We start from the raw sequence: 12,547 nt of genomic DNA, 5'->3' as shown, positions 1-12,547 counted from the left end.
AAGTGTCATGGGTGCCACATTCAGGGAGCATTCGTCATAAACTCCCTCAACCAATAGTCAGCGATATTAATCCGCTGCGTTATCCAAATATCTTCATACTGCAGCAAATAATCCAAAAACTGTTTAATTGCCTGGCAACGGGCTGGTTTACCACTGAGTCTAGGATGTAATCCTACCGTCATAATTACGGGATGCTTTTCTTCATAAAGATAATTAAAGCTAGTTACCAGCTGCTCATAAAAGGCTTGAGGAGTAACAAAACCAGGATTGGTTGTAAATTTAAAATCATTACAATCAAGAGAATAAGGAATAATTAAATGCTGATCATGATAATAGGGTAACTCATCAGCATAACTATCTGAATCATAAGTAAAACCACCAATTTCTAAAAGTAAGCCCCGGGTATTTTCGCTGCGTCTTCCGGTATACCAACCCCTAGGCTTTTGACCCGTTAATTTTTTCAACGTTTCAATGCACAAAACAATATGTTCTTTTTCAACTTCTCGAGGCACATGCGCATAATCAATCCAACGCCAGCCATGGCCTGCGATTTCATGATCATTTTGAGCCAGGTATAGTGCAAATAACGGATTCAATAGCAGTGCTTGCCCAGTAACAAAAAAAGTAAGAGGAATTTGATGCCGATCAAACAGTCGAAGTAATCGCCAGAGACCCACACGGCTGCCATATTCATAGAATGATTCAACACTGAGGTTACGCATTCCCTTATCTTTAGGGGCAAAGGGAAAGTCCGTTCCTTGAGTTTCTGCATACATATCACCATTAACGGGGCTAAGCTCAGAGCCTTCCTCATAGTTAATGACAAAGTTAATTGCTACCTTGGCATTATTTGGCCAATAGAAATTAAATCCATTTGGGCCATAACCTATCAAGTCACGCATAATCCTTTCCTGTGTAGCTTTCTTAATTTAGATTATAGCCTTAATAATTTAACTGCTTAAAATGGATTACATAATCACGCCTCCATTGCCAACTGTGTTCCTCAGTAGAAAGAGCAAAGGAGACGACATTTTTTTCATTTAAGTAGCTGTTTTTTACATACAGTAAAGTGAATTCCGTTGTATTTTCAATCAATGGTGATAGCAAAAATCCCGCTTTTGCCATATTCGCTACGATACGATATTGTCTTTTTATGCCGTTTTTTAATGTAAACGTCATGTATAACTGACTGGGTTTAAAGAACAGCGTTGCAATACGACCTAGCAGCGTAGGGGTAATTTCAAGCTCAATGTAAATAGGAGCCTGTGCGTGCGGAACCGCTACAGATTCTTCAAGTAAATGCTGCTCTTTAGTTAATAAAGTCGGTGCATTTTTTTCTGAGACTACATCCTTCTTTTTGCGAAGGTATAAAAAATCATTTTTCAAATCAACCGGCTGATAGTTGGCTAAAAGTAAAGGCCAGCTCTGACCATCTTCAAGGGCAGGGATACGTTCATCTATGGGTTCAATTTTAAAAATAATATTGTCGGGTGACGCTTTTCCTTGCAGATGTTGTTTATTCTTTTCTGCTAAGCCGGAATTAAACACCGAATAACTCTGGAATACGGGCCGAGGAGACCATTGGTTGTTTGAGGCAATTAAATACGATTGGTTGTACGAATAGATATCCGTAGTGCCTTGAAAAATAGGAAATTCCGCTTGCTGGCCCAGAAAACTCATTGATAGGGCAAAGTCCTGCTTTAAGGAGTTGGGATTGCTTATTCGATTTTTAAGTCCATGCCAGGCAGAAGAATAATTTGATTTAAAGTTATCACTAATCGATAAATGGGTGTAGTTATTATTAATAACATACCAGGTATTCAGAGAAACACAGAACAGGATAATCAGCAATTTTGCATTATTAATCAATAAAGGCAAAAACAAGGTTGCCATCATGATGGAGGTGCCAGGAATTAATGCATGCCCATAATGACGGGCAAATCCTGCTTTAAACGACATAAATAAAAAGACAAAGAACATGCAGAATAAAAATAATTTTCTTATTCCTCGAAGGTGCTTTTGCCAGAGGATACTTCCCAAAAGAGCGAATGCATTAAGACTATATAAAATAATTTCATCTTTATTGCCATCTACAGACATTGCTTCGGTAAAATCCGAAGCAAGAGAAATACTGCCACTCAAAAATGAAGGGAGATTAATGATGGATTGCCCAATACCAACCCAAAATAGCAGCATAGAAAGAATGGGTACAAACACCGCAGTTAAAGCCAGTGGGACTCTCTTATTACCGATAAAAAATAGGCAACACAAACTGCTCATGGTGATACATAACAGCAATAATGAACCTTTGACTAAAATCATTAATCCAAATGGAAGAAAGAATAAGACGAGCCAGTAAGGGAAATAATGGGATGGCCTTTCTGAAGAAAGGCTTTTATAACAAAATAGCCCCACAAGTAAGGAGTAGGAAAAGAGCAATGAGTCTCGCGCATAGACCATAATAAACAGAAAAAAGCCAAAGGCTAAAGCCCAAGACCAGCGAAATTCTTTTATTAATAGAAGTAAACAAAGCCAATAGCTAAGAGCTAAATACAGGCTTCCACCAATCATCAGGGCGTCTAATGCCGGATGATAGGTTTTAGTATAAAGAAAAGAATAGGGGCCTAAGGTAAAGATAATCTCTTTACCAAAAGCAAGCCCTTGGACTACCGCTTGGTTTAAACCGACAGCCCAAGACGAATCAAGTGTTGATGCAGGCATTTTTGGCGCAAAAGGGACAAAGACACTGATGAGAATGAGGAGTAAAATAAAGTTTATAAATAAGCCAACAGAGTAATTTATATCTTTAGCGAAAGGGTACATCTTTTCCATTGCTCCCATGACCGATATTGGCTCAGATTGATGGCGAATCTTGACCTTAAATAAAGGGGAAGTCAATGCGTTTTGATTGGAATAGGATTCCCTATTCGTAGGCCCTATTAGTTGATACGGGATTGCACGCGAATCAGGCCTCGATCTCGATTTATGTCTTAACCTAACTCAAAAGAAGTAATCCCATAAATACCTTCAATTGACAAAGCCGGAGCTTCTTTTAAATACATTCGTGCCGTAGCAAATATTTTCGTCATACCGTAATGCTCAACCAAATCAAGCGCAAATGGGTTATTTTCAGGAATATCAAGAAAGACAAGTTCGCCATGGGCATGAGCCACCAGCTGTTCAAATAAAGTGTTTGCAATTTCAGGGCTATCTGCAAATAAAGGGCCTATTTTATACCCTGAAAAACATTTTCTGATTACACCATAACCTTGCAGTTGGCCTTCTTCGACAGAAGCCAAAGCTAAAGCTTGGTCTTGCTTAATCCAATTTATGAGAAATTTAGCTCTGGGAGCGGGGAAGTGTTGACGGTCGTAAACAGCTAACTGCTCAAAAGGAACTATTTTTAAATCAACAAGAGGCTCCATAGGTTTTAGCGCGATTCGTCTATTTACCAAGGCGTAACGTGCATTATTATGAGCAAAACGATAACCAATGCGTTCGTAATTATCCGTCATCTCCAAAACACCATCAATGCCTGCATTGCGATTGCCAATATAGGCTAATCTGGCTTGAGTAAGTTCCATGCCATAGCCTTGGGTACGGTATTTTTTATCAACAATATAAAAACCACAAAAGGAAAAATGTTCATCATAGATAACGGCAGAGCCTACGGCGATTATGTGATTATTAAGCTTTCCTGCAAAAAAGCCGTGAGGGTCGGTTTGATAAAAGCATTCAGCATCATGAAGACCGGGATTCCATCCTTCTTGTCTTGCCCAATCTACTGCCAGTGTCACTTCATCACGGTTCATCCGTTCAACATGATAATTAGACATGATATGTTCAATAATCGAGATATGTATATAAATTAAAGGATAGTATCAGGATGAAAGCAAATAAGGCCTATTTACATTGCTTTTTTTTCTTGGTTTCCTGCTCGACCCACTACTCGGTGTATGGTTTTACTTCCTCTATTTCGGTGGCTTCGGTTCATTTTTGGTATATCATTGCATCAATACTAGATGTCAGGGGCGGCTCAAGGAGATATAAGGACGTACTAGAGATTTACGTGTACTAATTAAAAAAGAGGCAGATTATCGCTAAGTCACACATTTTGATATTAAATAGTATTGATTTTGCATAATTAAGCTAATAAAAAGTAATATTTTTTATTGACCTCGCGGCACCAATTGATTAGGATACCCCCCTGGCTTGGAAGATGCCATGGAAATTACGGAATTAATCATGAAGAAAATATACAAGAACCAACTTATGGAATGCACACTATCGCTAGTTAGCCAACATCGCACCTTTTTTCTCATCCTCCTGCTTTTTCTCTATTTCCTGTGTGACACATGAGTTTTAAACCAAAAAATCATTAATTCGCATCACTGTTTGGTGTTGATGTGCCCGGTTATTTTTGTTTAAAGGATTTGGTTGTGAACAAATTAGTGTTGTTTTGTTTTATGTTGTTGTGGAGTGTTTGCTGGGGAGCTGATATGCACAATAAGTGCATGCAAAGGTCGTCAGCAAGTATCTCTTAGTTTTAAGGAAAACGGTACCCAAGCTATCTTTGGAAGAACGAAGAATTAAAGTGGTTTTAGTTATTAACAATATTCCCGGGGGCGTTTCAAATCCAGTAACCCTGTCTTTAACCGTACCTTGATAAGAATGGCACACTGTTCAAGTGTGCGGTGAGACGACCCGGCTTGATGTGTATCAATAAAGAATAATTACGCATAGGATGTATCATGACACAAACAATTACTGGCAATGGTTTAGGAATTTATGGCTCATCTATTGGTCTGGGAGGCCATGCAACGCATGGGAGTGCTTCCTTAGGCCAAGGTGGCGAGTCAGCCTATGTTAATGCTGCTAATGGAAACTTAATACTCCGACATTCCGATGGTTTTCTTGCCGATATCGGTTTTGGTTTTGATTTATTTCAAACCTATAATTCCTTAGGCGAGCGGGGCGGCTCCTGGTGTTTTAACGTGCAATCACGGATTGAATTGCATGGCGAGGCAAACCATGAGGGTTCTTATGTTATTCGCATTGGTGACGATGGGCATCGGGCTCGTTTTAACTGGAACGCGACCCGTCAGCACTATGTACCTGAAGAGGGCGGCACGGCCAATTTGCGTTGGACCGCCAACGGATGGATGCATCAGGATGGCAGTGCCAAAACAACCTATGAATATGATCGCAATGGCCTGTTACTGCAAATTAGCGATCAGGATAATCATCACCTTAAATTTAACTATGTTGATGGGCATTTGAGCTCCATTGTAAGTACCGGCGACCGTCAACAAGTGACCTGGACGTTTAACCGTGGTTTACTTACCGACCTGACAACGACCAGTGACACGCAACAAGTACATCACCTACATTACGACTACGATGAGCGCCAGCGGTTGCATCAAGTCAGCCGTGATTTAGGCGATGGCAAAACCTATTGGATAACCTATGACTATGCCGGCGATTCGAACCGTATTAGTACGGTAAAACAGTCTGATGGTACCCGTCTAAGCATCGATTATGATGCTCAAGGGCGAGTGCATCAGTTAATTGATGGTGAAGGGCGCAGTACCACTTATTGTTATGAATCAGGACATACCACCTTAACCAATAGTCTTGGGGAGTCTTGGACCTATTTTTACGATGAGCGTGATCGCTTGATTACGGTAGACGGTCCAGAACATTATCGCATCAGCTACCGCTATGAAGGGAATCAATTAATCAGCGTGACTCAAGGTACGCACGTATGGCATTATCGTTACAATGATGCCGGTGATTGCATCTACATCCAGGAACCTAATGGGCAAATAACCCAACGCAGCTTTGATGCAGCGCATCATTTGCTTTTAGAAACAAGTTATCAGGCTTTTGATGGCAGTCATCACCCCATTAAGCCGAAAACCACGCGTTATACCTATGATGCACCAGGGCATTTGCGTTTTATTATTGCTGCGGATGGCACCGTTACCGAGTATCGTTATACTCCTCAAGGGCAATTGGCCAGTAGCCGCCGCTATCTAAAAGCGGCGTATCATGTAAGTTCTTTAGCAGAGGATTTGTGCCTTAGCCAGGAGCAGATGGAGGAATGGTGTGCCCCGCAAAATCCACAACACATTAGTTTGGTGGAGTACCGCTATGATTGGCGCGGTCAATTAAGTGACGAACTTCATTATTCTCATATAACGGCAGAAGGCCTTGGCATTTTGGATGCGCACGCAACACGGACTCATACGGTGTATGATGCCGCTGGACGGTTGCGTGAGAAAAGCATCCCTACAGCCAATGGATGGAGTACCACCTATTACCTTTATGATGATTTAGGTCGCTTAACTCAAACTAGAGATAACCAGGGAAACACGCAAAATATTAGCTATGATGATGCGCATCAACAAATCATCCAAACCGATGCCAATGGCTTACACACAATAAAAATCTATGACCGTAGCGGTCTGTTAATTGCCACTCATTGTTTGGATGTACGCCATGATTTTGGTACCACGTCATATCAGTATGATGACGCAGGTCGACTGATTTCCGAAACAGGCGTAGAGGGTTTAAACATTTTTTATTTTTATGATGCCCAAGGCCGCTTAAATGCCAAGGTCAATAAACAAGGCCAGCTAACCAGGTACTCGTATAACGAGGACGGCTTGTTAGTACAAACCCATCAATACAGCCAACGAGTAAGTACGAAGGGTTGGTTGGCGCATTACCCTGCTGTTGCATCCATTCTCCCGGTTAGCAATAAAGGCGATGGCATTAGTCAACTCATTTATGACGAATATCAGCGCGTTGCTTATACCGTTGATGCGACTGGAGCCGTGATTGGCTACACCTACAATGCCGAAGGAAAAATAGTCAGTAAAACGGCTTACGCACAACGCCTGGCGGATTATCAGCCTGAAACCGTGTTGTCTAAAACGTCATTTAATCTAAGCCTCAGCGCTAAGGATCGCAGCATCCATTATTATTACGATCTTAATGGCAATGTGTCTGCCGAGCTTAACGCCGAAGGTTATGTTAGCGAATACCGTTATGACCGCCAGGGCCAGGTGATTGAAACCATTCGTTATACTCAACCCATTACACAGGCCTTGAGCGGAGATTGGCAATTAGATAAGCCTCATGCACAAAGTACGGATATTCATACCTACACTTTTTATGATGCGCAAGGGCAAAAAATTGCTGGCGTTGATGGCGAACGTTACCTTAGCGAATACCGCTATGATGCTCATGGTCAACTAATTGAGCGTATTGCCTATGCAACAGCAATTGCACCTGAATTCGATCTTCGCAGCGACACTCTGGAAACCCTGCGTCCGCAGCAACAGGGTAACGATCATCATAGTTATTATCGCTATAATGATTTGGGGCAATTGAGCGAAGAAAATTCCCCGAATGGGTTAATTACCACATACACGTACAACGAGATGGGACTACTCATTAGTAAACGTGGTATGGATGCCCATACTCAGGCAATAAGAGAACAACACTATCGTTATGATGCTTTAGGACGAATTATTCAGCAATTGGATGAATTAGGTTGCGCCAAGCTCATGCAGCACCACGCATTAACCGATGAGGTCCTTGAGCAGATTTGGCAGGAGCACAGCATTCATTATGCCTATGATACTGCCGGATTACTGCGCTCCAAGACCGATGCGCTCCAGCGTACTACACGCTATTTTTATAATGAATATGGCCAGCTGCAATTTACCGTAACTGCTCAAGGGGGCATCGTAGAAACGCGTTATAATGCGTTGAATCAAATTGAATCCACTCGTAAATACAGTGCGCCATTATCGTTAACTAAGTTGACGGCTGTAACGAGCGAAGAGATTCAGCGCTATTTAGAGCAGGTACACGACGAGCATTTTGATGAAACCACCTGGTATGAATACAACTCAATCGGCCAGGTACTCGCGCAACACAAGGGAGCCAACGGATTAATAACTTCCGAATACAATGCTTTTGGTGAATTGGAACGGAGCATTGAACTGAGTGATGCGACCCATAGCACGAGCAGGCACTATAGTTATGACCGGCGTGGTTTATTGTTGCAGCGAACCGACGATTTCGGTGGCTTCAATCGGTCGGTAAAAATGCACTACGATGCCTTTGGTTTTATGGATGAATCTACTGATGGACGCCAAAATACTACGCTCTATAGATGGAATACGCGTGGGGAACAAATAAAGAGTATTAATCCGCAAAATAAAGTTAAAAAAATAAAATATGATGCTTTTGGTCGGGTGGTTTCAGAAACAGATAATTTGCAAAGAGAAATCAAGCAATATACCTATGACGATCAACATAATAAATTAACCTTAAAAGACCCTCAACGAGGCTCAGAAATCATCACGGAATTTAATGCTTTTGGTGATAAGCTAAGTTGGATTGATGGCAATAAAAACACCACCACCTTTAATTACGATGAACGAGGTTTACTCATCCGCGTAGATGCTGCGGAAAATACGTCTAAAGTTTATCATTACGATGCTGCGGGGCAATTGCAGTGGCAAGAGGATTCGGGAGGTCATAAAATTGCATACACCTATGATGCTCAAGGCCATGTTCTTAGCAAAACGATCGATCCCGAGGGGCTAAATCTGGTTAGCGAATATGCTTATGATGCTCTTGGTCGACAACTACAGATCACCGAAAATAAACGAGTAACCCAGTTTACGTATAATGATCAGGGATTATTAGTTCAATCCTGTGTTGACCCTAAAGGATTAAATCTCATCACCGAATACAGCCACGATGCGCGCGGGCTGTTGTTACGCAAAACGGAATTGAACCGTAATGGGCATGACAAGATAACGGCGTACACCTGGGATAATTTAGAACGCTGCACGGCTACCATTCAAGATCCGGATGGGTTGCGTCTCACTACCTACTACCAATATGATGAACATGACAACCTGATCTGCCAAAAAGATGCGCGCGGCAATAGTACGTATTACGTCTATGATGTGACGAATCAATGCCGTTACCAAATCAATGCGCGTGGGGTCGTTACCGAGCACATTTACAATGTCAATGGGTGTGAATCACAAACCATCACGTATGCAAAACCTGTAAAATCAGGGGAACATTACTCAGAGTCGAGTCTCCGTATGTTATTGGTCAAGGATGCTAAAGATCAACATACCTGTCGCATCTGGGATGCTGCCGGGCGCTTGGAACAATTATTTGATGCGTTAGGTTATGCTACGTTGTATGAGTATGATAAAAATGACCGTATTGTTCGTGTGACGAAATGTGCCGTAGCCGTTTCTATCGAGGATTTAAAGGCAGGCAATCCGGTTAAACTGGATCGCACCAGGGTGCGTCATGAATATTTTGCCTACGATGGCTTAAATCAGCTCCGTTTTCAATGTAATGGCAAATATGTGACTGAATCACAATATGATGCGGATGGTCAGGTTATTGCACGCATTCAATACATAATGCCGATTGCGCTGAGTGAAGGGAGTAAAGTTAACCTGGACTACTTCCAGAAAAATTGCACGAGCGCGAGCCAAAATAAAATAACCCGCTACGCCTATGACCAGGCTGGTCGTATGATTGTCGAACTTAGCCCACAAGGCGTTGCCAAATCCTATACCTACAACGCGTTAAACCAAGTTATCTCCTGCACGCGCTACGCCACCTTAATTACGGGCGAGAACGCGACCCGCCTGACCTTGGATTCTCTGGCACACAGCACTCAAGACCGCACCAATTATTTTCTCTATGATGCGGCAGGACGTGAACGCTATCGCATTAGCGCAGAGGGGCGCGTCGTGGAGCGCTGCTATGATGACGTAGGTAATGTACTCTCCCAGAGTACCCACGCCCAACGGGTTACTGCATTAGAAGACACAACGTTAACCGGCCTGGAAGCTTTTCTCGCCACCGACAGCAACGCACGTAGCAGCACGTATCGTTATGATGCTCTTGGTCGCTTGGAACACGAGGTGAATGCCAAGAATCTGGAAACCCGTTATTCCTATGATGGCAATGGCAACGTATCGCAAAAAATAGAAGCAAATAACGCCGTGTGGACTTATCACTACGACGAATTGAATCGACTCACCGAAACCGTTTCCCCTGAAGTCGCGGTAATGGACAATCAGCGTACGCTAAGCGTACGCTCAATCAGTACCAAAACAGACTATGACAGTTTTGGTAATGTGATTCGTGAAACCCGTGATGCTAACGGTACGGCCCAAAAACGTTGCTTTGAATACGACGTCATGAACCGGCTCACCAAAACGATTTATCCCGGCGTTAACGTGAATAATGCCAGTCAGGCGAGGTCCGCACAGCGCCAGGAGTGCCGCAAAGACTTAAGCGAGCTTACGACGTACAATGGCTTTGGTGAGGTGATTGCCCGCAGTGACCGAGCTGGCCGCTGGCAGCATTTTGCTTATGATATGCAAGGCCAACTTATTTATCAGGTGGACACCCGTGGCGCCTTAACCCAGTATGATTATGATGCTTACGGCCGTCTAACCCAGAACATTCGCTATGAAAGCCAGGTGGTCCTGGATGAATACAGCACGGAGCAAATTGCCCTGGCCCGTCGTCAAGGTGGTGCCGATCGCACCGAGTCTTATTCTTATGATTTAGATGATCGACTCATTGAAACCAGGCGCGATGCGGTTCTTACCTACAATCCTCGGGATAAAACCTACAGCAAAGTGCAACCAAGCACACGCAACGAATACAACGCGTTCGGTGAGGTTATCAAAACAATCAAGCGGCTTGACTCCAGCCGCGATGCGGTGACCTTGATGTATTATAATCAGGATGGCCAGCAAACCGCACAACTTGATGCGGAGGGTTATCTCACGACCTACGAACTGAATGCTTTTGGCGAAGTAAAATGCTGCGTCGAATTTGCCTTACGCCCGGAAACCGCCCATGTCAATGAATATTCCACCCCAGCAACGGATACCCACGATCGCACAGTAACCTTTACTTATGATGCTTTAGGGCAAGTAACCTCTAAAATTTTAAACAATGTAGCGTTTTCACGTTTAGTTAATGGTCAGTTAGAAACGATACGCCAGGATATCCCTACGTATTACCGCTATGATGCGATGGGGCATTTAGTCGAAACCACCGATGCCAAAAAAAATACGGCTTATTGCTATTACGATGCGTTAGGCCAGTTAACGGCGAAAATCGGCCCAGGCCAACAAACGTGCAAAGCGACGACGTATCGCTATGATGCTTTAGGTAATTTGCTTCAAACCTACCAATGGGCTAATGGCGCGGAGCTGACCGCGAATAAGGGGTTTGTGGTCAATGGCCCCTCGGATGCCGACCAAGTACGTTATGCTGAATTTGACGCCCTTGGCCAGGTGATTAGTGAAACCAATGCCATGAATCACACCCTACGCTACAGCTATGATGAGGTCGGAAATTTAGTACGCAGTTTCCAAACGGTGACCCGAGCCGACAGCACGCAACAGATTCGCGATGTGCGTTATGTGTATGACAGCGCGCATAATTTGGTACAAACCTGCAGCTACAAAGAAAATAACCAGCGGCAGGTCGAGGAGGCGCTCTATAATATTTTTGGTGAAATGACCGCCAAAGGGATGAATGGGACGTTTCATATCCATATTGATTACGATCGTTTAGGCCATGCATGGCGCTCGAATGTGCAAGGTTATTATCAAATATTTCTTTATGATGCGGCCGATGAGGTAACGCAGATAGTCACATCAGCCAATGGTTTTCATCCGGAAGGAGGGGAGCGCGGGGTTAATTTAGGCGACGATTATTTTAAAAATTGCATGGACTTTGATAATGGCAATTTGCACCAACGACTACAACGGCAAAATAACACCTACGATGCTCTAGGTCACCTGCGTTCCCAGGTCCGAGAGTATACGGTCGATGTCCTGGATACAGATGGCCTGCGTCAGGTCGTGGAGTCAGGCCAAAACCAAACCGTAGACCGATGGGGGAATATGCTTTCCCACACCAACGCGTTGGGCTACACCACCAGGTATGAATACACTCTGTTTAATCAAGTCAGCAAACAAGAGCTGCCGGAAGTTTCCATCATGAATGCCCAGGGGGTAAGACGCCGTATTAAGCCGGTGAATACTTTTGCGTACGATGAATTAGGGCAAGTGATTGCCGCGACTGATGCCAATCAACATAGGACCACGCGGGCTTATGATGCGGAAGGGCAGGTGGTTCAGGAAACCGATGCCAAAGGGATTTCACGAATCAAGACCTACACTCTGTTAGGCCAATTAAGCACCACCGAGAACGAATTACATGGCATCACAGAATACACCTACGATCGCGAAAACCGCCTGACCCAGGTGCGTACCTATAGCCGCGAAAAGGAGCTGCACAAACAAAAATATACGTATGATGACGCGGGGCAGTTAATTACTCAGGACAATGGGGCCAATGAGAAAACAACTTTTACTTATGATACCCTCGGCAATCAGATAAAAAAAACGAACGCCCGCGGACTGGCTACCTCCTACGACTATGATGACTATGGGCATAAAAC

The 12,547-nt window shown here is 43.5% G+C and carries 4 protein-coding genes; 1 reads left to right on the top strand and 3 read right to left on the bottom strand.

The genetic code is table 11. From position 1 onward, the window contains the following. Positions 1-20: 20 nt before the first annotated feature. The 3 genes from ACQY7T_RS11105 to ACQY7T_RS11095 all read right to left on the bottom strand — a co-directional run bounded on the left by ACQY7T_RS11105 (position 21) and on the right by ACQY7T_RS11095 (position 3,839). Positions 21-905, bottom strand: coding sequence for a polysaccharide deacetylase family protein (locus ACQY7T_RS11105; protein ID WP_428413459.1), 885 nt, complete (start codon positions 903-905; stop codon positions 21-23). A 37-nt stretch (positions 906-942) separates the two neighbouring features. Next, complete coding sequence (locus ACQY7T_RS11100) at positions 943-2,832, bottom strand: hypothetical protein (protein WP_428413401.1); 1,890 nt, start codon at positions 2,830-2,832, stop codon at positions 943-945. A gap of 158 nt (positions 2,833-2,990) precedes the next feature. Further along, positions 2,991-3,839, bottom strand: coding sequence for a GNAT family N-acetyltransferase (locus ACQY7T_RS11095; RefSeq protein WP_428413457.1), 849 nt, complete (start codon positions 3,837-3,839; stop codon positions 2,991-2,993). Positions 3,840-4,751: 912 nt separating this feature from the next. Between ACQY7T_RS11095 and ACQY7T_RS11090 the strand changes: the two genes are divergently transcribed. Then, a partial coding sequence (locus tag ACQY7T_RS11090) for a hypothetical protein (protein ID WP_428413399.1) occupies positions 4,752-12,547 on the top strand: 7,796 nt, incomplete at its 3' end.

The organism is Legionella sp. (assembly GCF_965140895.1).
Classification (GTDB): Bacteria; Pseudomonadota; Gammaproteobacteria; order Legionellales; family Legionellaceae; genus Legionella.
Note: the sequence above shows the minus strand (reverse complement) of the source record. Positions and strands in the feature narration are given on the sequence as shown.